We start from the raw sequence: 23804 nt of genomic DNA on the forward strand, positions 1-23804 counted from the left end.
GTGTCGGGAAGGGCGAGGAGAGATCAGCTCCAGGCGAGGGCTTCGAGCTGGGAGATGTGCTTGGCGGATAGGTTGTGGTCGCGAGCACCGGTGAGAATGATTTGCAGATAGGCCGGATTGGGCCGCCCGTGAGTGCGGGCGTTTTCGGGTAACGCAAGATAGACCCAAGCGGTCACAGCTTCTTGATCTTGCGTGGTGACGACCACTTCTCGCCGCTGATAGCCGGCCTCGAAGACATCGAGTTGTTCCAGCGCATTGGCGTCGCAGTGATAGATTACGCCCGGCACACCGACGCCGGGCCACGTCAGGTTCGCGTAGTATTCGCCATCTTCGGAGCGCATGTTAAAGGCGAATTGATAGTTCGGCAGGAACGCGCGGCGAGAGGTTTCGCCGGGCGTAAAGCTTAGCCTGGTGCGGGCAGTAAGCTGCGGGTGATGCAGGTTGCTGCCGTAGGCAAAGTACCAGCGGTCGCGCACGGCGTTGTCGTTAGTTGGCTGGGACTTCATCGGTCCAGACTTTAAAAGAGGCCAGCGTATTCACGCCGAAGGTGGTGGTAAGGGCGACGTCGGCGGCGTCACGACCGCGGGCCATCAGCACGCGGCCGATGCGGGGCTTGTTGTTGCGAGCGTCGAAGGCATACCACTGCCCGCCGAGAAAGACTTCGAACCAGGCACTGAAATCCATTGGTGCATCGGCGCGGGGCACGCCAATATCGCCCAGGTAGCCCGTGCAGTAGCGGGCGGGAATGTTGCAGTTGCGGCAGAACGTGATCGCCAAGTGCATGTAGTCGCGGCAGACGCCGACTCGCTCACGGTAGACTTCGAGGGCGGTGCGCGTGGCCCGGGCCTTCATATAGTCGAAGCGGATATGGCGGTGGACGTAGTCGGTGATGGCTTGCACGCGAGCCCAGCCCGAGGGTATGTGGCCGAACAAGGACCAGGCTACGTCCTTCAATTCGCTATCGACTTCGCAGTAGCGACTGGCGAGCAAATACAGCAGCACCTCGGAAGGCAGATCTTGCACCTGTGCTTGTGGCGCGTGAGGAGCCTGCAGGTCTGGCAGGCCGCAGTCGTCGACGAGGGCTTCGTTGCGAAAGGTGATTCGTCCCGCCGGGGCGACGACACGTCCGCAGCGGTTGCCATACGAGTCGTAATATTCGGAAACGAACTGCGGCGGATTGACTTGCAAGAAGTCGGGCTGCAGCGTCGTGGGGACCCGCGTGGGATGCAGGTAGAGCATCAGCAGCATGGGTGCAGGCTGGGGGGAATCGAAAGCAATCTCGTAACCGACTTTGATGCGCATAGTGACCCTAATCCTCTGCAAAGAGCAAGAACAGAAAGCGCAGCCTGAAACGAGCGATCGTGCCGGATGATGCAGGGGATTACGTGTGCGTCACAGAATAGCAGGCAGTTGAGCAAACAATGACGAGCAAATAAGAAGAGGGGCATCCAGCCAGGGTGCGACGTTCATGGTACAGGCAGGGGGCACGCAGCGATAGAGACGCCGGCGGAGATCAGAGGTCGCAAGCCGATCCCTGACACACGTTCTACGAGCGATAGTTTTCGTGACATTCGGCGCAGCTTTTACCAATTTCGGTAGCCGCTTTAGAGGCTTTGTCGAAGTCCTTGGTCTTGCAGGCTTCGATGATCTCGAGGGAGGCGTTTTTGAGGCGGTCGCAGAACGCGGTGTATTCGCTGGCGTCGGCGTCTTCCATGCCTTCTTTGGCCAGCACCGCACCAATGGCGGCAAACAATTCGGCATCTTGCGAAACCTTGGCAATATTGGCAGTGAATTGACCCTTGTCCGAAAGGGCCGGCTTGAGTCTCGGCTCCCAGACGTTTTCCAGATACTGCATCAGCGGCGTGCGGCCACACACCCCCGCATTGGCCCAAGCTGCTTTGGCTTCTGCCGTTTTTCCTTCGAAGGGATTGCTGCCGCCGATGAGGTCCTGTAGTTCTTCCTTCCGCTTCTTCGCTTCGTTGTAAACGCCCGTGGTGCCGACCTTAGCGTTGTTGGCCGTTTGAGCGAAAGCATCGCGGGCGGCAGGGGCATCTTTTTTCCAGCGAACGTCCCCTTCGTATTCGCCGATGATGGCAAACGTCATGGCCATCACGCTGAAATCGCGACGAGCCGCCTTGTAACCTTTGCCGGCGAAATCGCTGGGCGTGGTGACGCCGGTATCGATCTGCAGCTTGAGCGATTTGATGGTGTCTTCGAGCGTCGCGGGCGAAATGATGGCAGCCCAACCGGAACCGGCGACGCCACCTGGACCAGCTGCGGGCGCGGTGGTTGCTCCCCCTGAATTGCCGCTGGGCGCGACTGCGATTGCTGCCTGCCCCAGATTGCCCGGCCGTTCCCCGCTCAGGCCTTCTTTGAAAGCATCGGCAAAGTACGTGCTATCGGGTTTGTCGAACTTGGGGGGCTGTGCGCGGAGGACCGTTTTGGGCTGCCTGGTTTGAGCCCACGCGAACGTAACCACGGAGAACGCGAGCAGAAGGTAGAGCGAACGAAGGAAAAACGTGCGAGCCATGCCCGTGCCTCAAAAATCGATTGGTTCCAGATGAGTCCCTTCATTATCAATGACGAGGCAGTTCGGGGCAATCTGCTTTGGCAGTCTCCTTTCTACTTTCCACTCTCTACTCTCGCTCCCAGATCGCGTTATCATGGCGGGCAATCGATCAACATTTCTCGCCTGGCAGCGGAAGCCTGCCTGAGGAGCTTACCGACCGTGATTGCACCAGAACTGCATCCTCCCGTTCGCCTGCTGATGGGCCCGGGGCCGAGCGATACTCATCCGCGCGTACTGCAAGCCCTGGCGAAGGGAACCGTCGGCCATCTCGACCCGTACTATCTGGAACTGATGAACGGGCTGCAGGACATGCTGCGGCAGGTCTTTCGCACGAAGAACCCAATGACGATGGCCATCAGCGGGACGGGTTCGGCGGGTATGGAAGCGACCGTCGTCAATCTCATCGAACCGGGCGATTCGATGGTCGTTTGTGTGAACGGCGTCTTCGGTGCGCGCATGGTTGATGTGGCCGAACGGGCCGGCGCGAAAGTCACCAAAGTCGAAAAGCCCTGGGGGCAGGTCTTCACCGCGGAAGATCTGGCCGCGGCTTTGGCTACCAAGCCGAAGGTGGTCGGGATTGTGATGGCCGAGACTTCTACCGGCGCGCATCAGCCCATTGAAGAGATTTCGAAGGCTGTGCATGCCGCGGGAGCGCTCTTGCTGGTCGATGCCGTGACAGCGCTTGGTGGTGTACCGGTCGAAGTCGATGGCTGGAACATTGATGCCATCTACAGCGGCACGCAGAAGTGCCTGAGTTGCCCGCCGGGTCTTTCGCCCGTCTCGTTCAGCCCGCGCGCGATGGAAGTGATCATGGGGCGCAAGACCAAGGTCCAAAGTTGGTACCTCGATGTTTCGATGCTGGCGAACTACTGGGGGCAGAATCGCGTCTACCATCACACGGGCCCGATCAATATGACCTACGGCCTGTACGAAGCGCTGCGGCTCGTTTTGGAGGAAGGGCTGGAAAGCTGCTTCGCGCGGCATAAGCAGAATCACGAAGCGCTGCGAGCGGGCCTCGCGGCGATTGGCATTCGCTACAGCACGCAGGAAGGGCACATTTTGCCGCAACTGAACGCCGTGCATGTGCCGGAGGGCGTTGACGACGCCAAGGTGCGCAGCACGCTGCTGACTCGCTTTGGCATCGAAATCGGCGCTGGTCTCGGCGCGTTCAAGGGGAAAGTGTGGCGCATCGGTCTGATGGGCTACGGCTCGCGACAAGCCAATGTGCTGCTATTCCTCTCGGCACTCGAACAGGTGCTCGCCGAGCAAGACTATTTGTTTCAGCACGGCTCTAGTGTGGCTGCGGCGAACGATTTGTATGTGTGATTTGAACTAGTAGCCCGACGCGTCGGGCTACTTGAAGAAGACTCTCTTCATCGGAAGGACCTCTCCATGCAACGTGCAATTTTTGGGCTGACGCAGCCCCGGTTGTCGAAACTGGCAGGCTGCGGAATGATGTTGGTTGTTACTTCTCTCCTCACTTCGAGCGCTGCAGTTTGTGGCGCAGATAAACCCGCCATGATTGATATCCAAGCTGTTGGCAAAGCCGAAGACGGTTCGACCATCAACGAAATCACGATGCAGAACAAGAATGGTCTGCGCGTGAAAATGATCTCGCACGGCGCGACCATCACCAGCGTCGAAACGCCCGATCGCAACGGCAAGTTGGCGAACATCACGCTTGGCTTTCCCGATTACAAAGGCTATCAGCAGCGGCATCCTTACTTCGGCAGCACCGTCGGTCGCTACGGCAACCGCATCGCCAAAGGCAAATTCAAGCTCGATGGCAAGGAATACATCTTGGCTGTCAACAACGGCGACAATCACCTGCATGGCGGTGTGAAGGCGTTCGATACCGTGAACTGGGACGTGAGCAAGGTGGAAGCAGCCGACGGCGTCGGTGCCAAGTTCACCTACAACAGCCCCGATGGCGACGAAGGCTATCCTGGCAACCTGAAGACAGTCGTCACGTACACGCTGACGTATGACGACGAGTTGAAGATCGACTACGAAGCGACCACGGACAAAGCGACGGTGGTGAATCTCACTAACCATGCTTACTGGAACCTCGCTGGTGCCGGCAGTGGCACGATTCTCAAGCACGAACTGATGCTGAACGCCGACAAGTGGATTCCCGTCGATGCCGGCTCGATTCCCACCGGCGAACTTGCCCCGGTCAAAGGCACTGCGATGGACTTCACCACGCCGCATGTGATTGGCGAACGGATCGACGAAATGAAGAAGCCGCCGCACACTAGCAAGGGTTACGATCACTGCTTCGTCTTGCGCAACCAATCCGGCAAACTAGAACTGGCTGCGAAGGTAAAGGACCCAAGCTCGGGTCGAACGATGCAAATCTTTACGACGGAGCCCGGCATTCAACTGTACTGTGGCAACTTTCTGGATGGCGATCCTAAGGGTAATGGTCACAAGCAGCACGAAGCGTTCTGCCTCGAAACTCAGCACTATCCCGACTCGCCGAACCAACCGAGCTTCCCGAGCACCGTGCTAAAGCCGGGCGATACGTATCGCTCGCAAACGGTGCACAAGTTTGGCGTTGAGAAGTAACTACTTTCCGATGCAGTACAGATGTTCCTGGCCACGGAGATACATCCGCTGGCCGGCGAAGACAGGGTTGCTACCGTAGTTTTCGAGCTTGTTAAGGGCGACTTGCTCGAACTCGCGGCCGGCCTTCATCACCAGTGTGGTGCCGCGCGTGCAGCCGAGATAAATGTAGTCGCCGGCGCTTGTCACGCTGCTGTACAGGTTGCCGTCGAAGTCGAGGCGCTTGCGATAGACGATTTGGCCATCGGCGATATCGGTGACTTCCAGAATTCCTTCCGTCGTGGAGCCATACAGCAAGCCGCGATGGAGCACCGGTGAAGGTGTCCGCCGGCCTCGCGAAGCTGTTGCCTGCCAAATAATTTCTAAACCGTCTTTGCTTCCAGCCAGAGGCAATTTGAGCGCCGAGGTTTTACCTTCCTGCGTGTAGAGCACATCGCCGGTGAAGATTGGTGATGCCTCGGATGACTTGAGCACGTCATCCTTCAACATTACCTTGCCGTCACTGGCTCGGACAATGCTGCCGCCGGGCGAGACGATGAGGTCTTCTTTCTCGTGGCGAATCAAAATCGGACTGGCATGCCGAGCGGGAACTGCGGTACGCCAGATGAGTTCGCCGGTGTCTGCGTCGAGCGCCACCATGTCGTGCAAGTGCACGATGAGCTTACCGTCCACGAGCAGCGGGGAACTCGAGTGGCCAAATGTTAGCAGTGAGCCTTCGATGAACTTGATCCAGCGACGCTCGCCAGCGGTGGTGTAGCAGGCCACGATGCCGCTCCCAAAGACGACATACACGTGCTGTCCGTCGCAAACGGGTGTGGCCGTAGAGTTGCCGCTGCCGAAGTCGACATAGATCGGCCTCTTCAGCCTGGTCTGTTCCAGTTGTCGTTCGTTCTCGGCGATCTCGTTGCGGAAGCGCTCGAATTCTTCCTTGGCTTCAGGATTCGCTTTGCGAAAGGCGTCGAACTCCTTCTCGAGGCTTCGCTTACGATCTTTGAGTTCCTTCCAGGTTGTAGCGAGCTTGATCGCCTCGTCCTGGCCGAGGACTTCGACGGCACTATTGGTGTGCTGCCACAGAATCTTGCCGTCGGCGGCGTTGAGGCAGAGAAGTTCCGCCGGATCGGAAGGAATGTAGATCCGGTCGCCAAAGACCACTGGCGAGCCGTAGCTTTTGCCTGGCATTGCCGCTTGCCAGACGATGTTCTCTTTGGCCGACCACTGGGTGGGAGGATCAGCCGTGGGATAGCTACCCTGCGCGTCCGTTCGCCAACCGACGACGGGCTCAGCTCCGTAGGCGGGAGCACCAATGGCAGCGACGAATAAGCAGAGGTGAAACAGCCGGCAACGCGACATGGTTCCGTCCTTGGCAAGCGATGAAGTTCTTCCGCGCTGACAACCTACCACGGGCGGCGACGCCAATCACTAAGGCGCATCGCTCACACCGCTTCGCCCAGCTTTACCAGCATTTGCGTCCAGGCGAGATGTGCCTTCTCGGCAAAGGCAGCCCATTTCGCTTGCATGAGATGGTGAAGAGTGACGTCGCACGAATCGCCCTGGGGGACGATGTTGATTTCCACCGTCGAAGTGTCAGGTAGCGAATCGAGGGTACCCCAGGTGAAGGCGAGGCGCGTTGGGCGCACGAGTTCGAGATACTCGCCGACGTGCGCCATTTCCACACCTTGGCGGCGGACTACGAAACTGAACTTGCCGCCCACCTTGGGATCGAGCGTGAGGCTGATGATTTGCTCGTCGCGGATCTTTGGCCCAAACATCCATTGGCCCAGCACGGCTGGATCAAGCCAGGCATCGAACAAACGTTCCGCGGGGACGTTGTAGTGGTGAAGGGCGGAAGCGCGAACGGGATATTCCGGACTCATCAAGGCGACCCTTGTACAGTGCAATGCGGAGAGTGGGCGAGCTGCAACGACGAGCTAGTCTTTCACGCGCTCGCCGATGAACTTTACCACTGGGTCGGCCTGGGCGTTGGCGGCCTTCAAAAATTGTTTGACGTACCGCTGCGCCGTTTTCTCTTCAGGCACCTTGAAGTTATCTCCCTTTTGCAGAATGGGGCGATCTTCGAACATGGTGCCGAACTCGCGCGCAGCACCGGCTGCCTGACAAGGGAACCAATGACCATTGCCGGCGGCATCCTCCAGGTAGTACTCAGGATAAGTATGCCCAGGAACCCACACGGCTCGCGCCGGGATCTTGTTGGCGCGGCAAAAGGCAATAAACAAGCTGGAAAGTTCTTCGCAGTCCCCCTCTTTGTCCTTGAGAGCCGCGATGGCTGGTTTGATATCGACGGCAAACTTGTACTGCACGTTGGAGCGAACCCAATCGAAGATTGCTGCGGTCTGATCCCAGGCGGTGGCCTGATCCTTAATGAGTTGCGGGGCCAGCGACTTGATTTGTGCGTCGTTGCTTTCGATATACGGGCTGGGGAGCAGCAGTTTTTGCAGATCGCGATTCAACTTACTGGGAATCACAAAGTCGGAGGTAACTTCTGGCGCCAGGATCTCGCGTTTGGTGACTTCGTAGATGATCTCTACGCCAGCATCTTCCCCTTTGGCGAGTCGTGGGATGTTGACCACCATCTGCTTCACACCGTTATCGACGTTGCGATAGGTGACTCGGCATTTGGGTGTGATTTCTTCGCTGACGACCTTCACGGTTTGCTCGGGCCAGTCCATGGGAACCGGCATTGTTGCGACGATTCCCGTCACGGCTCCGGCAGGAGCTTGGACATGAAAGCCAAAGCGATACTTGTTGGTCACCTCTTTGCCGAAACGAATGCGGGGTTCTTCCCCGGCTGCTGCTGCAACGAGCAACAACAGGATGCCGGCGACGAGCAGGTAGCAGCAATTTCGTTCAGAGGGAAGTTTCATACAGGGACTTCGTGAAGAGAAGGGCAATGACAGGCTGGCTACCTATCCCACGTAAATTCTCGCGAATCAAGCAATCGGCGGCCAGCGATTAGTGCTCGACGCGACGGACGAATTCCACTTCCGGTCGACCACCAGTGCCACCTTTACCGGTGAGATGCTCGGCGACGAACCGCTGTGGATCTTTCAGTTCGGGAACGCGGACATTATCGCCACGCTGCAAGATGATGGTGGCGGTAGGACGATAGCCAAAGGCTTTGTCCCCTTCGATCACCACAGGGAACCACGAGCCTTTTCCCTCAGCGTCTTCCAGGTAAAACTCGGCGTGGCAGGAGTCAGGGACGAACGTCGTGCGAGCGGGCACTTTGTGAGCACGACACAAAGCGACGAACACTGCAGCGACATCCTCTTCGGCACCTTGTCCATCCTTGAGAGTGAGTGCCGCGCCCTTGAGCTTGTCGTTTTCGAGTTTCACTTTTTCGCGCACACCGTCATAGAGTGCTTGCACTTGTTCCCAGGCGGTCTCTTTGCCGTCGGTTAGTTCTTTGGCCAAGGCACGAATTTTGGGATTGGCGATTTCGATCTGCGGGCTGGCCAGCAAGTGCTTGCGCACATCACGCGGGGGATTTTTCGGAATCACGAGACCAGAGGTATCTGCTGGCGGGGCAGTGCTGTTTGTCACGACTTCGTAGGTGAAGAGAATTGTCGCGGTTTCGCCCGCTGGCAGTTGCGGGATCTGAAACACCACTTGCTGCAGGCCGCTATCACCCGACCGCTTGCTGAAATTTCGAATGTGAGCAGAGACCTTCTCGTCGATCTGCTTGACCGTTTGATCTTCCCACTCGGCGGGAACGGCAAACGTGCCCGACAGACCGACGCAGGGGCCGCCTACCGCGCGAATACGCATGCCCACCTGATACTTGTTGGTCGCCGGCTTATCGAGCTTAGGGGCTGCAGCAGGAGCGGGAGCGGTCTCGGGCTTCTTATTGAATTGGCACCACGCGGGTGAGGCAGTCGCTGTGACCAGCAGCAGGCAAAGAAAGGGACGCAGCATGAATTGGATCTCACGCAGAGTAAGCGGAATTCAGAACATCGCTAGCTTATGTCGCAGCAGCGATCCCATCGCTCCAGCATAGCTAGCGGAGCCTGCTAGTGCGGCAGATTTTGCCAGCAAACACGGCACGACCGGAAAAGTCGTTGCAAATTGCCAGGTTCATTCAACCGGCACCCTTCGCACTGCCGAAAAAATCGATGCAACCGGAACACTTTCCGGCTGGCACCGGTTTCTCCCCCGAGACCTTTCCGAACGCACGAGTCGTCCCCCATGACCGAACGCACAAAATCCGCTGGGCTTTCGTCACTTCATTGCAGCTTGCTGTGCGCCGTCATGGCGGTCGCAGTCTCGGCTGCCTCCGCACAAGCTCAGCTGTACTCGCCGCCGCGCGGACCGGCGAATCAATCTCGGGCGCGACTCGCATCCTGGCAAGAAACCGATCCCAATGCCCCTATGGAGCAAGCAGCTCCCGGGCAATTTCAGCCTGCCGAACAACCGCAGGCTGCTTCACGACCAGCGCCGGCACGCAACGGCCATGCGCAATCGCGACTGAAAAATCCACCTCCATTTGCCCCCCAGCAAAACTTCGATTCCGGCGATCACCAGTTCGCCGCTGAGTCGATCGATCAATGGGTTCAAGGTGATAGTTGCAACAGCTGCGGCCCCGGAGGTTGTGGTCCTTCGTGCGGCCCGGCCTGCGGTCCTCGCTGCTGCGGACCCGGCGGCTGCTTGAATTGCCCCAGCCCTGAAGATCCATGCTTTCAATGCCGTCCGAACTTGTGGTGGTTCAAGGCCGACCTGATGCTCGGGTTTCGCAAAGGCCGCAGCTATCCACCGCTCGTGACGACTGATCCCTCGACCGAAGACTCGACGACTGCCGGTGTGTTGCCAGGTGCAACGATCCTGTACGGCGGTGACAACGAAGGTCGCAACACCCAGATGCAGCCTGGTGCCAGCTTCGACTTTGGTACTTGGCTGAACGACTGCCAAACAATTGGCTTTGGCGGCCGTTACTTTTTCCTGGGTGACGACAACGGCAACTTCTCAACGAACAGCGGTGAGAATTCGGTCCTGGCGATTCCTTTCTTCAGCTTGGATCTGGGGGCTCCTTCGTCCTTGTTGCTCGCTCACCCCGATGTGGCCGGTGAAGTGCGGACAGGTGCCGTGAGCATTGTGACCACGAATCAGGTATATGGCTTCGACGCTTATGCCCGCTTTTTGTATTGCAAGACGATGACTGGTCGCGTGGACTTCATCACCGGTTGGCATACTTCGAGCGTGAATGACTACTTTACGTTGCGGATGCAAACCGACGGCAACCAGCCTAACAACGACATTCGCCTAACCGATCAGTTCGACACTGAAAACACTTTCCACGGCGTGACGTTCGGTTTGTTGACCGAACATCAGGTCTGCTGCATGACGCTGAAGACGCGGTCGCGCGTCTCGGTCGGTAACATGCACCAGCAAGTGAACATCAATGGTGCTACGACCGTGAATGGTGTGCTCGACCAGAACGAACCGGGCGGTCTCTTCACCGCGGCTTCGAACATTGGCAGCTACAGCCAGGACCAGTTTGCGGCTGTCAGCGAAACAGGAATCACACTCGGTTATTACCTTAACCCGAACGTGCAATTCACTGTGGGTTACAACCTGATGTACTGGAGCAATGTGGTTCGCCCCGGTGGTCAGATTGACACCGTCATCGACGATGTGAACCCAGTTCCCACGCGTCCGGCCTTCACCAACTTCAACACCTCCAGCTTCTGGGTGCAAAGCGTGAACCTGGGTCTGCATTGCGAGTTCTAAGCTGCCCGGCGACGTAACCTACGTGCCCGGCTTGGCGAGAATGGCAATTCCAATCTCATAGCAGTTTTGGGTCACGCGGCGGCACCGCGAGACGCGGTAGTGTCGCCGCAGGTCGCCGTAATCGAGCTGCAAGTGATCGTCCGGGTAAAGCTGGCGGAAGAACAAGAAGCAGGCACCGCAGCGCGAGATGTTACGGACGATGACGTCAAACTCGCGCGTCTCGCCAAAGGCCGGATCCCAGGCCTGCATCACGCGCAATCTGGCCGACAGCTTGCAATCGCGGCGGGCAAAGCGGCGTAGGTCTTCAAACGATGGTTGCCCATGTTCTGGGCCATTGGCGGATGAGGGGGCAGAACTCATTCGTCGATTCCTCTCAAAAAGTGCCGCTGCCAGCAGCTGAAGATCTCTTGATCGAAGTGGGAGCCAACTCCGCGGCGCATGATTGTCAATGCTTCGCTCGTAGTGTTGGCACGCCGATAGGGGCGTTTGCCGGTGAGAGCTTCAAATACATCGGCGACGGCGCAGACTTTCGACCACAGGTGCATCTCGCTCCCCACACAACCCACTGGGTAGCCCGAACCGTCGATTTTCTCGTGATGCTGATACACGAGCAGCAACTGACGATGGCTCAGTTCTTTCCGCAGCATCTGAAAGCCGCGCGTCGGATGCAGCTTGACGGTGTTGAATTCTTCGGCCGTTAGTCGTCCCGGTTTGCAGAGGATGGTCGTCGGGATTTCGAGCTTGCCCAGATCGTGCAGCATGCCCGCCGCGGCAATCTCGCGCAGCTCATCGGGGTCGGTCACGCCGAGCGCTCGCAGCAGCATCGTGCAATAGCTGGCAACATTGGCCGAGTGCGTGAAGGTGCAAAAATCGTGTTTGGCAACTTTCGCCACATCAGCGATGGGCAGCTTCGGGTGCAGACTGATATCGACGAGGTGTTGCGAGAGATCGTGCGTCGCAGCAACGGCCGCCGAGGGATCGTCGCACGACATCGACTGCTTCAGTGTCTGCCCGACCACTTGATTGAGCAGCTTCAAACGATCGCGGGGCGAGTGTTCTTCATTTCCCAGAATCGTCGCCAAATTGCTCGCCAGAAATTCATCAATCGCGGGAGCGTCGTCGCGATTCACCCAGAGTTCCGACAAGCCGCGATCTCGCAGTCCTGCCAGATCACGCATATCAATCGGCACTCCCTTCGCCCGATAGAGAGTGGCCTTTTGTTGGGCCACCGCCGGCAGGAAGAGATCGACTTCCGGCAGAGCGTCGGGAATAATGCCGGCGAGCGGTAGTGGCGTGAATTCGGATTGTGATGGCTGAGCTAACTTTGTCATGGCAGGACCGTTGGACATAGTCACGACTGGGGGGACTGTCCAAAACAGTACCTTGCTTTGTAGTGGGAAATGCCTAGTGGCAGCCATTTACCGCAAAACGAGGGGGGTAATCCGACTGACCGAACATGCCATTCGGATTTTGACGTTCGTTCGTCTCCATTCACTTTCCGGGTTTCCCGCATCATCTGAATCCGCCGATGTTCTTGTCCGTAGTTGCTGAACGAGTTGGCTCGCTGCAGCTACCAGAAGTCCGTTCGTTCAACCTTCAAGAGCTACCTGCATGTTTGATTGGTTCTACTCTTCCACTTGTCCCTGCAGTCCGCCTGCGAAGGATTGGGTGGAATACCGACTGCAGTGGCTGTGCGACGAGTTCGACGATCATGTTTTCAACGGTCGCCCGCTCGTGCTGCCCACTGCACAGTTCTTTCCCGACCCTTATCGAGATACCGAAGATTGCATTCGCCGACTGATGTACCGCGTCTGTGGTTACATGGATGTTGACGCAGACCTTGTTGATCTGGAGTTCGTCAACGCCGAGAACGCACCCTGGTTCGTCAACGAGGCTGGCAAGTACGTGCCGAAAGCGGGAGGCACTTACGAATGGCTCGATGGGCGGCACGTGATCTCGCTCGATCTGGCTGAAACCGTCGACCTGGGCGGGATGGTGGCCACGTTATCGCACGAGTTGGCTCACGCTCGGCTGCTGGGCGAAGAGCGAGTGAGTGGCGAGGAGTACGATCACGAACTCCTCACCGACCTGACCACGATCTTTTTTGGCTTTGGCACCTTTCGCGCGAACTCACCCCGTGTTTGGGACAGCCAATACACGAAGTGGCCGAACACCGACTTCAACAAGCCCGAATACATGAGCCCGCCACTCATCGGCTATGCACTCGCGCACCTCGCCTGGTTTCGCGGTGAACAGAAACCCGCATGGGCTAAATATCTGCACCTGAATGCTCGACCTGATTTCCAGCAATCACTGCGGTTTTTGAACAAGACGGGAGACTCCGAATTTAAGCCTCCCAAGCTGAGGCAAAGTCATCGGCGGTAACGGCGAACGACTAGCCCACCTAGTTGAATTCGCCCATTCGGCCAGTCACAATGCGAGGTTCTGCTGCAGTGCCAGCGGTTCTTTCTTCGGTTCTCCTGTTCCCACCTCACCGAGATCTTCGCATGTTTCGTTTTTCTCTCCACTCGGCTTGCTTGCTGCTTGGCAGCGGCCTGCTGATGTTCGCCGCGACCGCCGTAAGCGCCGCCGATGCCCCCCAGTTGAAATTGACCAAGGGGAACAAGATTGTCCTGATCGGCAACACCTTGGCCGAACGGCAACAGCACTTTGGCAACTTCGAAACGCTGCTTCACTCGCGTTTCCCCGAGCTGAATCTGGTCGTGCGCAATTTGGGTTGGTCGGCTGACGAATTGACGCTTCGTCCGCGGTCGAAGGATTTCAACGATCACGGCCACAAGTTGACCGATCATCAGCCCGATGTGATCCTCGCCTTCTTCGGTTTCAACGAGTCGTTTGCCGGCGAAGCTGGCTTGGCCAAGTTCAAAACGGACCTGGAGAACTTCGTCAAAGAAACGATCACCACTAAGTACAACCACAACACACCGCCGAAACTGGTGCTGTTCTCACCTATCGCTCACGAGAACCTCGGCAAGCGTGAGTTGCCCGATGGCGCAGACAACAACGAACGCCTGGCGATGTACACCGCCGCGATGAAAGAAGTCGGTGCGAAGAACGACGTGGTGTTTGTCGATCTGTTCAATCCCACGAAAGAGTTGATGGGGAACAGCAAGATCAAGCTGACCATCAACGGCGTGCACTTGAACGAGTACGGCGACGAGCAAGTTGCCAAGATCATGGACAAGAGCCTGTTTGGCGATCGTCCCACCAAGGAAGCGGACCTGGCGAAGTTGCGGGCCGAAGTGAACGAGAAGAGCCTACAGTTTTGGTACGACCACCGTGCCGTGAATGGCTTCTACATCTACGGCGGCCGCAAGGCTCCCTTCGGCGTGGTGAACTTCCCTGCCGAGTTCGACAAGCTGCGCAAAATGATCATGAAGCGCGACGAGCGCATCTGGGCTGTCGCTCAGGGCAAGAGCGTGCCGGAGAAGATCGACGACAGCCAGACCGGCGAGTTCGTCAAAATCGATACGAACTTTAAGGGCGTGATCAACATCTCGAGCCCTGCCGAATCGCAAAAGAAGTTCACGGTTCCCGAAGGCTACGAAGTGAACCTGTTCGCTTCGGAAGTCGAGTTTCCCGAACTCGAAAACCCCGTGCAGTTCACGTTTGATAACAAAGGGCGTCTGTGGGTCGCCACGATGGCCAGCTATCCGCAGTATCTGCCCGGTACACCAGTCAACGACAAGATCTTGATCCTCGAAGACACCGATGGCGACGGCAAGGCTGACAAGAAGATCGTCTTCGCCGACAAGTTGCACCTGCCCACCGGTTTGGAAGTGGCCGACGGGGGCGTCTACGTCGCCCAGCAGCCGAACTTGATGTTTCTCAAGGACACCAACGGCGATGATGTGGCTGATGAACGAACCATCGTGCTGCATGGCTTCGATTCGGCCGATTCGCATCACTCAATCAGCGACTTCACGTTCGATCAGGGTGGTGCTCTGTATTTCTCCGAAGGGACTTTTCATCACTCGCAGATCGAATCGCCGTATGGCCCGGTCCGTGTGAAGGACGCTGGCTATTTCCGCTATGAACCTCGCACCAATCGCTTGAGCGTGTTCATCTCGTACGGCTTTGCCAACCCCTGGGGTCACTACGTCGATCGTTGGGGCCAAAACCTGATTGCCGATGCTTCCGGCGGTGCGAATTACTTCGGTGCTGCGTTCTCGGGCGATGTCGACTATCCGAACAAGCATGCGAGCATGAAGCAATTCCTGACCAAGCAATGGCGCCCCACCGCCGGTTGCGAACTGGTGAGCAGCCGCAACTTCCCCGATGAAGCTCAAGGCAACTATCTGCTGAATAACTGCATTGGGTTCCAAGGAACGCTGCAATACAAGATGAAGGATGAAGGAGCCGGCTTTCATGCCGACCCGGTCGAACCGCTGCTGCAATCGAGCGAGCAGGCTTTCCGCCCCGTCGATCTCGAATTCGCTCCCGATGGTTCGCTCTACATTTGCGACTGGTTCAACCCACTCGTCGGCCACATGCAACACAACTTGCGTGACCCGAATCGCGACCACTCGCACGGCCGCATCTGGCGCGTTCATTACACGAAGAAGCCCCTGGTCAAGCCTGCGAAGATTGCCGGCGAACCAATTCCGCAGCTGCTCAGCTTGTTCAATACCGAACCCGAAGAACGGACTCGTTATCGCGTTCGTACTGAACTGGCGACTCGTGACACGAAGGACGTCATCGCCGAGACCGAGAAGTGGCTCGCCAAGCAAGACAAAAAAGATGCTGAGTACGAGCACCACGCGCTCGAAGCATTGTGGATTCATCAACGCCAGGATGTCGTCAACGAGCAACTCCTCAAGCAAGTGCTTCGTTCGCCCGACTTCCGCGCTCGTGCCGCCGCGACCCGCGTGCTCTGCTATTGGAAAGATCGCGTGAAGGATCCGATTGCCTTGTTGCAAGTGCAAGTGAACGACGAGAATCCCCGCGTTCGCTTGGAAGCAGTGCGAGCGCTCAGCTTCTTCAATTCGCAGCAAGCGATTGACACGGCAACTGAATCACTGATCTACGATCAGGATGACTATCTGAAGTACACCCTGAACGAGACCTTAAAGACGCTCGAACGCCGCGTGAAGGGACAAACCTCGCTGCCTCACACACCCACCGACCGCGAAAAGAAAAACGCAGAAGAGGGCAAGAAGGGTGCGAAGAAGTAATCTTCGGCTGATTCACAATTCCTGACAAACTCCAAGGGGGGCCAATTCGGTCCCCCTTCTTCTTTGCGCTAACTTACTGAATCGAAACGACCTCATTCCATTTCCTGAGCTAGTGTTTCTGTTAGCCCCGCGCCTTGCTGCGCCTGGCTTGTACGCACACTCGTCTGCATTGCCGATCTGGCACGGAAACGGATATTCGGATGAATCGCTTCTTTCGCAAGCTGTGGAGCATTTGCTGCATGGCCTGTTGCCTGGTTGCCACCTGGGTGTCTTTTGCCACAGCGGAGGATTTTGTCCTTGCCGACGCACGGGCTTGGCCCGGCAAGATTGTCGTGGCTCGCGCGAGCGGCGAAACGGTACTGGCCACGCGACCCGATCGCCTGCCGGCCGAGTTGACGCCGCGAGTGCAGAGCCTGACCACACTTCGCGACGGACGAATCATTTTCTGCAGCGGGCTGGATCGTTCGCTGCTGGAACTATTGCCGCGCGGTGAACGCGTGTTTCAGCACGGCGGTTACCTGGCCCGGCAAGTGCGCACCGATCGTGATGGCACGCTCTATTGGAGCGGCCTCGAAACGCCACTCAACAGCAACCCGCTCCCGGATGGCTTCATCTACAAGCTGGATGCCAGCGGGAACACGCAAACCGTGATGACGTTCTCGCAGGGGGACGTCGGCCGCGATTGGTGGGGCGCGTTCGATGTGGTTGAAGGGCGAGTCTTTGTCGGCACACTCTCTGGTCGCACCACCATCTACGACGTCTCGGTTTCGCCCGTGCAGCGAGTCTGCACTCTGCCGATCTCAGCCACGGCCTTCCGCTTTGCCCGCGACGGCAGCATCTATGCCTGCGATGGCCACGGCACGCTGCATCGCTATGCCGATCGGAACAATCCCGAGCGGGGCGAAGTGGTGCTACGCAGTTCCACGCCCTTCGCTGATTTTGACTTCGCCCGCTAATAGGCTCCTGGCAAGCCTCGCTGTTGTCCCCGCCTTCGGTGCTCGAGTCGACGTAAGCCATCCTTCCGATCGAGTCGTCTGGGGAAACTTCATTCACAAGCCGCCCTGGTTTGTGAACGCGACCTGCCATATCTCTCGGGTGCGGCGCGCCTGCGTGTTCACAAACCCCACGACTTTGTGAACACCCTCCAATTCTAGGCGACTGGACTTACGTCGATTCGCGCGCTTGCCGGAACGCTTGTGAGTACCCTTGTTGCTGGGCAAACCCGGCGTACATAAAGCACATATTTTTCTCTGGATTTCCTTTGACGCAATTACTACATTGGCCACAAGATTTGTGTCGGCACTTCTCTCCCTGCTGAAAATGGTGCTGTCTCGATGCGTCCAACAATCTCTCGCCGCGCGTTCACCCTCGTCGAACTCTTAGTCGTCATTGCGATTATCGGCGTGCTGGTCGCACTCTTGCTCCCCGCCGTGCAAGCCGCTCGCGAAGCAGCGAGGCGCACTCAGTGTTCCAACAATCTCAAGCAGATTGGGATCGCACTTCATAACTATCACGACACGTTTCAAAACCTGCCGATCAGCATCAGCATGTGGTCGGAGGGAACGGCTCCGACGCCACAGCGAAATGGCAAGGGCTGGATTGTGAGTATCTTGCCACAAGCCGAGCAGATGCCGCTGTACACCAGATTTGAAAAGTACTTCACGGGCGATTTCGCCGGCGGCGGCGGACTCAACAATCCCGCGACCGAGTGCCGCGACGCCATGAAAACCCAGCTGAAGTTCTTGCAGTGCCCTTCCGATCCCGACGCTGGCAAACCTACAACCAATAATGCTCAGTGCGCATTCATGGCGACGCGCACCAATTACAAGGGAGTGATGGGCGACCATAAAATGGGGAATGCCAGCAGTGTGCATCCCAGTCCCACGCCCGATCGACATAGCACCAACGATTGTAACGGCACTTTCTATCGCAACAATTATCAGGACGGTGTGCGTTTAGCCTCCATCACCGATGGCACCTCCAACACGTTTTTTGTTGGTGAAGATGTGGTCTCACAAAACCTGCACTCGGCTGCCTTCTATTCGAACGGCGACTATTGCAGCTGTCACGGTCCACCGAACTACTTCAAGTTTCCGCCGACACCGGGCGATTGGTGGAATGTGATGACGTTTCGCAGCAAGCATCCGGGTATCGTGCAGTTTGTCCTCGGTGACGGCTCTGTCCGAATCATTCAGCAGAACATCAACTACGACACGTATCGTTTTCTCGCCACCAGGGCCGGTGGCGAAGCCGTGAGTATTGACTAGCCGAAGACGCTACCGCTGGCAACGATTTCCGTCACCTTTGTGAAATGGCTCTATCGATGTTGCTGAGAATGATCGCGTTGCTGTTCGGTGCTTTGCTCTTCACCGCGACAGGTTGCACGAGCGCCGAAGCCACGGTGAGCGGCACGGTCACGCTGGACGGCCAACCATTGACCAAAGGCGACGTTTCCTTTACGTCGACGGCCGACAAACCGCTGGCCTATGGAGCGATCGATTCCAGCGGCCGCTATCAACTGCAGACGGGAACGACCAAGGGCATCGCGCCGGGCAGTTACCAGGTGACCATCGTCGCTAACGAGGTAATCATTCCGACCGATCCGTACGCCTCGCCGATCCCCAAGCTGCTCACACCGGCCAAGTACAGCGTGCCTGCCAAGAGCGGCCTCACTGCAGAAGTGAAGCCTGGCGCGAATAAGTTCGACTTCGATTTGAAGTCGATGCCGTAAGGTCTAAATCGCACGAAGCTATTTGTGGGCTTCAGGATTGAGGAACGTCCGTTCGACGAAGCCGGTGTCGATGAGGGCATCGGCGAAGGTGGCGTGGCTGAGCACCTTTTTGTGGAACATGGCCGTGGTGGCGATCCCTTCGATGCGCAGTTCGTCGAGCGCGCGGATCATGGTAGCAATAGCTTCGGCCCGCGTGGGCTTGTAAACGATCAGCTTGCCGATCATCGAGTCGTAATGAGGGGGCACGACGTAGCCGACGTGGGCATGCGAATCGAACCGCACGCCGAGACCACCGGGGACGAACATCTGCTTGATGAGGCCCGGGTTAGGCTGGAAGTTGCGATCGGGGTTTTCCGCGTTGATGCGGCACTCGATGGCACAGCCAGTTTGCTTGATGTCTTCTTGCTTGAAAGGAAGCGGCTCGCCCGAAGCGACCATGATCTGTGTTTTGATGATGTCGATGCCGGTCACCATTTCGGTGACGGGATGTTCGACCTGCACGCGTGCGTTCACTTCGATGAAGTAGAAGTTGTCTTGCTGGTCAACGATGAACTCGACGGTGCCGGCGTTGGTGTAGTTCACCTGCTTGATGAGCCGTACGGCCGCTTCGCACATTTCTTTGCGGCGCTCGGCAGGCAAACGAGGAGCGGGCGATTCTTCGATCAGCTTTTGATGGCGGCGCTGGGTAGAGCATTCGCGTTCGAAGAGGTGACAGACGTTGCCGTGATGATCGGCGATGATCTGCACCTCGACGTGACGAGGCTTTTCGATGTAGCGTTCGAGATAGACGCCGCCGTTGCCAAACGCGGCTTGAGCTTCCGTCTTGGCCGCTTGCAGAGCCGGCTTGAGAGCCAGTTCGTTGGCAGCGACACGCATGCCTTTGCCACCGCCACCAGCGGTTGCCTTGATGAGGACCGGATAGCCAATTTCGCGAGCGACGCGCACGGCTTCGTCGTCGTCTTCGATCAGGCCGGCTGAACCGGGAACGACAGGGACGTTGGCTTTGCGGGCCGCTTCGCGCGCGCGGTTCTTATCGCCGAGCGCATCCATCGCTTCGGGCGTGGGGCCGATGAAGTCGATCTTGCAGCTGCGGCAGACTTCGTTGAAGTGTGCGTTCTCGGCAAGAAAGCCGTAGCCGGGATGAATGGCTTCGACATTGCCCACTTCAGCCGCACTGATGATCTGATCGATCTTCAGGTACGACTGAGCGCTTTTGGCAGGGCCGATGCAGTAGCTTTCATCGGCCAGTTGCAGATACTGCGATCCCTTATCGGCCGTGCTGTAAACACAGACGGTCTCGATGCCGAGTTCTTTACAGGCCCGGATGATCCGCAGGGCAATTTCGCCGCGGTTGGCAATGAGAATGCGTTTATACATTTGCTTTATGACCGGACGACCGGTGGCTTACTTGCTGGTATCAACCTTGAAGAGCGGCTTGTCGAACTCGACCGCTTCGCCATCTTCCACCAGCACGGCGACGATCGTGCCCCGTACTTCGGCCGGGATTTCGTTGAAGACCTTCATGGCCTCCACAATGCAAACCGTGGTGTTGGTGTCGACGCGATCGCCGACCTTTACAAAGGCGTTCGCCTTGGGATTGGCTCGGCAGTAGAACGTGCCAACCATGGGGCTCTTGATGATGGTGATGCCCGGGCCATCGGCGGCAGGCCCCTTGGGCGCTGCGCCAGCGGCGGCGGGAGCAGCAGCCGGAGCGGCCTGGGCAAGGATGGGAGCGGGAGCATATTGCGGGGCTGCGTACTGGACGGCTGCTCCGCGCTGAATGCGGATGCGATGACGCGACTCGCGCAGGTCGATCTCGTTCAGGTCGTGCTCTTTCATCAGCTCGACCAGGCGACGAATGCGCTCGACATCAAACACGTTGCCAGTAACGGCTTCCGAATCTGCCATGATATTTTTCCGAGGCTTTTTGACAGCTGCCGCCTTAGGAGCGGGCCGCGCGGAGGCCCCGGCTCGCTGCGAAGGCTTGCGGGCGTCGGCCATACCTATTTCCTATGAACAGCAACACTGAAGGAGCAAACAGAATTAGGAGCCTGCATCTTGCGACGCAAGGGCAAAGCACATCAGCAGGCTGCCGGGCGGATTCGCCAGCAGTCGGCAGCAGGTGAGGAGCAAACCCAATTGCAGATTTGCGGAAGAACTGCTGAGCACCTCTTTTTGGAGGGGACTCACGCGGCACAACCCGTTATCTGCCCTAGAGTTTGGGCGGATTCTAGCTTTGCTTGAAAGGCCCGTCAAGCCGCGACTGCTCGGCCCGCCGCGTCCAGTATTTCTCGAACAGATCCATCAGCAGAAAGACCCCGCCTGCACAGGTACCCGTCAGGTACCCCAAAAAGCCACCCAGCGGCACGCTGAAGAACAGAAAGCAGAGCGCCTCGGCCTGGAAGCGTGGGCTTTCCACAAATGCCACCATAGCAATGACAAACAGCGGCAACAGGATCGCCCCAGCCGCCACCGAAGCCTGCCGGGCAATCCCTCCCCAACGCATTTGCACCAGGCAAATGATCATCGCTAGCAGCCCGAAAAACAAATAGAACAGCTCGTGGGCATTGGTGAACCGGAGCAAGCCGAACAGGAAAGCTAACGCAGTTGTAATTCCCAAAATGGCGGACATTCCGAAGCGAGTCGGCACGTGAAAGGTTGGCTGTGGGGTCGGCAGTGCTCGAACCAGCCAGTCTCGCGATTCGATCACTTCGGCATCGAGAATCTCGGCGTCGGCAAAGTCCAAGCGATCGGCGAAGGGATTGGCGGACAAGATTGGCGAATCTTCGCCTGCCCGGTGCTGCTGTTGTTCGCCTGCTGATTCGCCGCTGCTCATGGGGCTCATTGTTACCCGGCGGCACCGCAGACGCTACTATCCGGCTGCCAATGCGAGCGCGCCATGCACCACGGTCAGCTCACCCAATTCGGCTGGCACGACGCAATAGGAACCGAGCAGCGCGGGGAAGACATACTTTTCGATTTGCTGCTCGAGTGGTTCAAAGAACAGTTGCTCGCCGGCGAGTGATACCCCGCCGCCAACCACGACCACTTCCGGCGCGACGAGGGTGATCGTCTGCGCGATGGCCCAGCCGAGCACTTGCGTAGCATGCAGATAGACATCGCGGGCAATGTCGTTGCCGTCCTGGGCTGCCTGGGCAATGATCTTCGCCGTCAGACGCTCGGGATCTTGCTCGCAGCGTTGCAGCAGGTCGGCGATGTATTCTCGCTCGGTCTCGGCGACCAAGGTCATCCGCTGCAAGATCTGCTGGCGATGAGCGGGAGTGACACCCTCACTGAGAACTTCCAGCCGGCGAGATACTTCGCCGCTGATGCGCGCGAGCGCCGTGGCGGCGATACCCCAGCCACTGCAGTGCGATTCGACGGTCATTTCCGGGCGATCATCGTGTAAACCAGGGCGCAGATGACCGATCTCAGCAACCGCCGGGCGGCCATTGCCGTGGACCTTGCCATTCAAAACAAGTCCGCCGCCGACACCGGTCCCGACAGTCACGTAGAGCAGATTCTGGCTGCCGCGACCCGCGCCGAACCTAGCCTCGGCGAGCGCGGCGACATCGCAGTCGTTGCCCATGACCGCAGGAAGTTGCAACGACTCTTGGCACCAGCGCACCAATGGAAAGTCGTCCCAGCCTTCGATCTGATGACTCTTCGTGACGATGCCCGTCGTGCTATTCACCGGACCACCAAAGCCGATGCCGATTCCCTTCAGCTTGTGCTTTTGCAGCAAGGCCGTGCCGACCGATTCGATGTTTTCCAGAATGCCCGCCGAGCCACGGCGGGCATCGACATCGCGCCGTTCGATGGCGACCAGATGCGGGCTACGGCCATCACTGACGCCCAGTTGCAACTTGGTGCCGCCGATTTCAATGCCCAAGTACATGCGGCTCTTTCGGTGTCAGCAAAGAGGGAGATTACCGGCCGAGTTTGATTTCGCGAGTGCCGCGCGAGTCGCCGGCCGCGCGCGCCATGCCGTCGGTGGTGAATTCCATCACTATTTCGCCGTTCTTGCCGACTGCGATCAGCCCGCCATCATCGGGCTTGAGTACTTTTTTCAGCACGTGGTCGACGGCAGCCGCCAGGGTATCTCCGCGGTAAGCGACGCGGGCGGAAATCTCGTGAGCCACATTGTGGCGAATGAACTCTTCGCCGGTGCCGGTGCAGGAGATGGCGCAGGTGGCGTTATCGGCGTAGTTGCCCGCGCCGATGATGGGAGAGTCGCCAATGCGGCCCCAGCGCTTGTTGGTAAGGCCGCCAGTGCTCGTTCCCGCGGCGAGATTGCCGTGCACGTCGAGCGCCACACAGCCAACGGTGCCCATCTTCTTTTCGAGTGATTCCTGGCGTTCTTTTTCGCGCGCCTTCGCCCGCTCAAGCTTGGCTCGTTGCAGATCGGTCGAGAACCATTCATTGGCGACGCGATCGACTTTGACTTCGTCGGCAAATTGTTCCGCGCCATCGCCCATCAGCAGCACATGGCGAGTCTTGGTCATTACCAGACGCGCCAGGCTGATGGGATTGCGCACGGTGCGCACTGCAGCCACGGCGCCGCACGCCTTGTTGCTGCCGTCCATGATCGAGGCATCGAGTTCGTGCTTGCCAACGTGATTGAAGCACGCGCCACGGCCAGCATTGAACTGTGGATCGTCTTCCAGGTGGCGAATCACTTGCTCGACGGCATCGAGCCCGGTGCCTTGCTTGGCGAGAATTGCCAGGCCGATATCGAGAGCCTTGGCCAGCGAAGCCTCCAGGGCTGCTCGCTGGTCGGCGGTCAGTTTGCCAGGCTCGGTCCCCGCGCCACCATGCAGCGCGAGAGCGTAGAGGCCTTTGGTTTTGGCGGCTGGTTCTTGACCGAGCAGTTGAGCATTCAACAGCGATCCTCCAATGATCGTGGCCAATGAGCCCGTCAGCAGACGGCGACGGGAACGACGTACATCACGATCGAACCCGTCACTGCTCATGGCTGTGATCCTTTTCAATGCTCGGCGAA

General features: G+C 58.1%; 24 protein-coding genes. 9 read left to right on the forward strand and 15 right to left on the reverse strand.

Features of this window, described 5'->3' with window-relative positions; all coding sequences use genetic code 11:
* Positions 1–23 precede the first annotated feature (23 nt).
* The 3 genes from NA78x_RS27115 to NA78x_RS27125 all read right to left on the reverse strand — a co-directional run bounded on the left by NA78x_RS27115 (position 24) and on the right by NA78x_RS27125 (position 2530).
* Positions 24–506 carry a gamma-glutamylcyclotransferase family protein gene (locus NA78x_RS27115; protein WP_425615504.1) on the reverse strand — a complete coding sequence of 161 codons (483 nt, stop codon included), beginning with the start codon at positions 504–506 and terminating at the stop codon, positions 24–26.
* Positions 487–1302 (reverse strand): transglutaminase-like domain-containing protein, encoded by an 816-nt coding sequence (locus NA78x_RS27120; protein WP_425615505.1) that lies wholly within the window; start codon positions 1300–1302, stop codon positions 487–489. Before NA78x_RS27120 ends, NA78x_RS27115 begins: the two co-directional genes overlap by 20 nt.
* Positions 1303–1546: 244 nt before the next feature.
* The gene (locus NA78x_RS27125) at positions 1547–2530 is read right to left on the reverse strand and encodes a cytochrome c (RefSeq protein WP_425615506.1); all 984 of its coding nucleotides are present in this window, start codon (positions 2528–2530) and stop codon (positions 1547–1549) included.
* A 198-nt stretch (positions 2531–2728) separates the two neighbouring features.
* Between NA78x_RS27125 and NA78x_RS27130 the strand changes: the two genes are divergently transcribed.
* Together NA78x_RS27130 and NA78x_RS27135 are read left to right on the forward strand one after the other, a co-directional pair.
* Entirely contained in the window at positions 2729–3895 is a 1167-nt protein-coding gene (locus NA78x_RS27130; RefSeq protein WP_425615507.1) for a pyridoxal-phosphate-dependent aminotransferase family protein, read from the forward strand.
* A 66-nt stretch (positions 3896–3961) separates the two neighbouring features.
* The gene (locus NA78x_RS27135) at positions 3962–5137 is read left to right on the forward strand and encodes an aldose epimerase family protein (protein ID WP_425615508.1); all 1176 of its coding nucleotides are present in this window, start codon (positions 3962–3964) and stop codon (positions 5135–5137) included.
* On the opposite strand, the gene NA78x_RS27140 is transcribed toward NA78x_RS27135, so the two are convergent.
* From NA78x_RS27140 to NA78x_RS27155, 4 genes are all read right to left on the reverse strand, one after another.
* Positions 5138–6484 carry a PQQ-binding-like beta-propeller repeat protein gene (locus NA78x_RS27140; RefSeq protein WP_425615509.1) on the reverse strand — a complete coding sequence of 449 codons (1347 nt, stop codon included), beginning with the start codon at positions 6482–6484 and terminating at the stop codon, positions 5138–5140.
* Between the two features lie 83 nt (positions 6485–6567).
* Positions 6568–7008, reverse strand: coding sequence for an SRPBCC family protein (locus NA78x_RS27145; RefSeq protein ID WP_425615510.1), 441 nt, complete (start codon positions 7006–7008; stop codon positions 6568–6570).
* A gap of 54 nt (positions 7009–7062) precedes the next feature.
* The gene (locus NA78x_RS27150; RefSeq protein WP_425615511.1) at positions 7063–8016 is read right to left on the reverse strand and encodes a transglutaminase-like domain-containing protein; all 954 of its coding nucleotides are present in this window, start codon (positions 8014–8016) and stop codon (positions 7063–7065) included.
* 88 nt (positions 8017–8104) lie between these two features.
* Positions 8105–9067, reverse strand: a complete 963-nt coding sequence (locus tag NA78x_RS27155; protein WP_425615512.1) for a transglutaminase-like domain-containing protein — start codon at positions 9065–9067, stop codon at positions 8105–8107.
* Positions 9068–9337: 270 nt separating this feature from the next.
* Between NA78x_RS27155 and NA78x_RS27160 the strand changes: the two genes are divergently transcribed.
* Positions 9338–10876: a BBP7 family outer membrane beta-barrel protein gene (locus NA78x_RS27160; protein WP_425615513.1), complete on the forward strand. Its 1539-nt coding sequence runs from the start codon at positions 9338–9340 to the stop codon at positions 10874–10876.
* Between the two features lie 18 nt (positions 10877–10894).
* On the opposite strand, the gene NA78x_RS27165 is transcribed toward NA78x_RS27160, so the two are convergent.
* Positions 10895–11236, reverse strand: coding sequence for a hypothetical protein (locus NA78x_RS27165; protein ID WP_425615514.1), 342 nt, complete (start codon positions 11234–11236; stop codon positions 10895–10897).
* On the reverse strand, positions 11233–12207 hold the full coding sequence (locus NA78x_RS27170; protein WP_425615515.1) for an HD-GYP domain-containing protein: 975 nt from the start codon (positions 12205–12207) through the stop codon (positions 11233–11235). Before NA78x_RS27170 ends, NA78x_RS27165 begins: the two co-directional genes overlap by 4 nt.
* Before the next feature lie 280 nt (positions 12208–12487).
* Here NA78x_RS27170 and NA78x_RS27175 point away from each other — a divergent pair, with 280 nt between their 5' ends.
* The 5 genes from NA78x_RS27175 to NA78x_RS27195 all read left to right on the forward strand — a co-directional run bounded on the left by NA78x_RS27175 (position 12488) and on the right by NA78x_RS27195 (position 18802).
* Complete coding sequence (locus tag NA78x_RS27175) at positions 12488–13261, forward strand: hypothetical protein (RefSeq protein WP_425615516.1); 774 nt, start codon at positions 12488–12490, stop codon at positions 13259–13261.
* Between the two features lie 122 nt (positions 13262–13383).
* Positions 13384–16071: a PVC-type heme-binding CxxCH protein gene (locus NA78x_RS27180; RefSeq protein WP_425615517.1), complete on the forward strand. Its 2688-nt coding sequence runs from the start codon at positions 13384–13386 to the stop codon at positions 16069–16071.
* 200 nt (positions 16072–16271) lie between these two features.
* Positions 16272–17027, forward strand: coding sequence for a hypothetical protein (locus NA78x_RS27185; RefSeq protein ID WP_425615518.1), 756 nt, complete (start codon positions 16272–16274; stop codon positions 17025–17027).
* A gap of 378 nt (positions 17028–17405) precedes the next feature.
* Positions 17406–18338 (forward strand): DUF1559 domain-containing protein, encoded by a 933-nt coding sequence (locus NA78x_RS27190; protein ID WP_425615519.1) that lies wholly within the window; start codon positions 17406–17408, stop codon positions 18336–18338.
* Positions 18339–18406: 68 nt separating this feature from the next.
* The gene (locus tag NA78x_RS27195) at positions 18407–18802 is read left to right on the forward strand and encodes a carboxypeptidase-like regulatory domain-containing protein (RefSeq protein ID WP_425615520.1); all 396 of its coding nucleotides are present in this window, start codon (positions 18407–18409) and stop codon (positions 18800–18802) included.
* An 18-nt stretch (positions 18803–18820) separates the two neighbouring features.
* On the opposite strand, the gene accC is transcribed toward NA78x_RS27195, so the two are convergent.
* From accC to NA78x_RS27215, 4 genes are all read right to left on the reverse strand, one after another.
* Positions 18821–20179 (reverse strand): acetyl-CoA carboxylase biotin carboxylase subunit, encoded by a 1359-nt coding sequence (accC, locus tag NA78x_RS27200; protein ID WP_425615521.1) that lies wholly within the window; start codon positions 20177–20179, stop codon positions 18821–18823.
* A 27-nt stretch (positions 20180–20206) separates the two neighbouring features.
* On the reverse strand, positions 20207–20710 hold the full coding sequence (gene accB, locus NA78x_RS27205; protein ID WP_425615522.1) for an acetyl-CoA carboxylase biotin carboxyl carrier protein: 504 nt from the start codon (positions 20708–20710) through the stop codon (positions 20207–20209).
* 135 nt (positions 20711–20845) lie between these two features.
* Positions 20846–20992: a hypothetical protein gene (locus tag NA78x_RS27210; RefSeq protein WP_425615523.1), complete on the reverse strand. Its 147-nt coding sequence runs from the start codon at positions 20990–20992 to the stop codon at positions 20846–20848.
* 40 nt (positions 20993–21032) lie between these two features.
* Complete coding sequence (locus tag NA78x_RS27215) at positions 21033–21434, reverse strand: hypothetical protein (RefSeq protein ID WP_425615524.1); 402 nt, start codon at positions 21432–21434, stop codon at positions 21033–21035.
* A gap of 18 nt (positions 21435–21452) precedes the next feature.
* On the opposite strand from NA78x_RS27215, the gene NA78x_RS27220 reads away from it, so the two are divergent.
* Positions 21453–21623: a hypothetical protein gene (locus NA78x_RS27220; RefSeq protein ID WP_425615525.1), complete on the forward strand. Its 171-nt coding sequence runs from the start codon at positions 21453–21455 to the stop codon at positions 21621–21623.
* Positions 21624–21674: 51 nt separating this feature from the next.
* Here the strand turns inward: NA78x_RS27220 and NA78x_RS27225 are convergent, their stop codons facing one another.
* Together NA78x_RS27225 and NA78x_RS27230 are read right to left on the reverse strand one after the other, a co-directional pair.
* Entirely contained in the window at positions 21675–22700 is a 1026-nt protein-coding gene (locus NA78x_RS27225) for an ROK family protein (RefSeq protein ID WP_425615526.1), read from the reverse strand.
* A gap of 31 nt (positions 22701–22731) precedes the next feature.
* The gene (locus NA78x_RS27230; RefSeq protein ID WP_425615527.1) at positions 22732–23775 is read right to left on the reverse strand and encodes an isoaspartyl peptidase/L-asparaginase family protein; all 1044 of its coding nucleotides are present in this window, start codon (positions 23773–23775) and stop codon (positions 22732–22734) included.
* Positions 23776–23804 lie beyond the last annotated feature (29 nt).

Source organism: Anatilimnocola aquadivae (assembly GCF_049819085.1).
Lineage (GTDB): Bacteria > Planctomycetota > Planctomycetia > Pirellulales > Pirellulaceae > Anatilimnocola.

Excerpts from the sequence above, each read along its gene's own strand:
- NA78x_RS27120 (WP_425615505.1), bottom strand. The coding sequence starts at position 1,302 with ATGCGCATCAAAGTCGGTTACGAGATTGCTTTCGATTCCCCCCAGCCT.
- NA78x_RS27170 (WP_425615515.1), bottom strand. The coding sequence starts at position 12,207 with ATGACAAAGTTAGCTCAGCCATCACAATCCGAATTCACGCCACTACCG.
- NA78x_RS27230 (WP_425615527.1), bottom strand. The coding sequence starts at position 23,775 with ATGAGCAGTGACGGGTTCGATCGTGATGTACGTCGTTCCCGTCGCCGT.
- NA78x_RS27180 (WP_425615517.1), top strand. The coding sequence starts at position 13,384 with ATGTTTCGTTTTTCTCTCCACTCGGCTTGCTTGCTGCTTGGCAGCGGC.
- NA78x_RS27165 (WP_425615514.1), bottom strand. The coding sequence starts at position 11,236 with ATGAGTTCTGCCCCCTCATCCGCCAATGGCCCAGAACATGGGCAACCA.
- NA78x_RS27160 (WP_425615513.1), top strand. The coding sequence starts at position 9,338 with ATGACCGAACGCACAAAATCCGCTGGGCTTTCGTCACTTCATTGCAGC.
- NA78x_RS27145 (WP_425615510.1), bottom strand. The coding sequence starts at position 7,008 with ATGAGTCCGGAATATCCCGTTCGCGCTTCCGCCCTTCACCACTACAAC.
- NA78x_RS27175 (WP_425615516.1), top strand. The coding sequence starts at position 12,488 with ATGTTTGATTGGTTCTACTCTTCCACTTGTCCCTGCAGTCCGCCTGCG.
- NA78x_RS27125 (WP_425615506.1), bottom strand. The coding sequence starts at position 2,530 with ATGGCTCGCACGTTTTTCCTTCGTTCGCTCTACCTTCTGCTCGCGTTC.
- NA78x_RS27225 (WP_425615526.1), bottom strand. The coding sequence starts at position 22,700 with ATGTACTTGGGCATTGAAATCGGCGGCACCAAGTTGCAACTGGGCGTC.
- NA78x_RS27190 (WP_425615519.1), top strand. The coding sequence starts at position 17,406 with ATGCGTCCAACAATCTCTCGCCGCGCGTTCACCCTCGTCGAACTCTTA.
- accC (WP_425615521.1), bottom strand. The coding sequence starts at position 20,179 with ATGTATAAACGCATTCTCATTGCCAACCGCGGCGAAATTGCCCTGCGG.
- accB (WP_425615522.1), bottom strand. The coding sequence starts at position 20,710 with ATGGCAGATTCGGAAGCCGTTACTGGCAACGTGTTTGATGTCGAGCGC.
- NA78x_RS27215 (WP_425615524.1), bottom strand. The coding sequence starts at position 21,434 with ATGTCCGCCATTTTGGGAATTACAACTGCGTTAGCTTTCCTGTTCGGC.
- NA78x_RS27195 (WP_425615520.1), top strand. The coding sequence starts at position 18,407 with ATGATCGCGTTGCTGTTCGGTGCTTTGCTCTTCACCGCGACAGGTTGC.
- NA78x_RS27115 (WP_425615504.1), bottom strand. The coding sequence starts at position 506 with ATGAAGTCCCAGCCAACTAACGACAACGCCGTGCGCGACCGCTGGTAC.
- NA78x_RS27185 (WP_425615518.1), top strand. The coding sequence starts at position 16,272 with ATGAATCGCTTCTTTCGCAAGCTGTGGAGCATTTGCTGCATGGCCTGT.
- NA78x_RS27135 (WP_425615508.1), top strand. The coding sequence starts at position 3,962 with ATGCAACGTGCAATTTTTGGGCTGACGCAGCCCCGGTTGTCGAAACTG.
- NA78x_RS27140 (WP_425615509.1), bottom strand. The coding sequence starts at position 6,484 with ATGTCGCGTTGCCGGCTGTTTCACCTCTGCTTATTCGTCGCTGCCATT.
- NA78x_RS27150 (WP_425615511.1), bottom strand. The coding sequence starts at position 8,016 with ATGAAACTTCCCTCTGAACGAAATTGCTGCTACCTGCTCGTCGCCGGC.
- NA78x_RS27155 (WP_425615512.1), bottom strand. The coding sequence starts at position 9,067 with ATGCTGCGTCCCTTTCTTTGCCTGCTGCTGGTCACAGCGACTGCCTCA.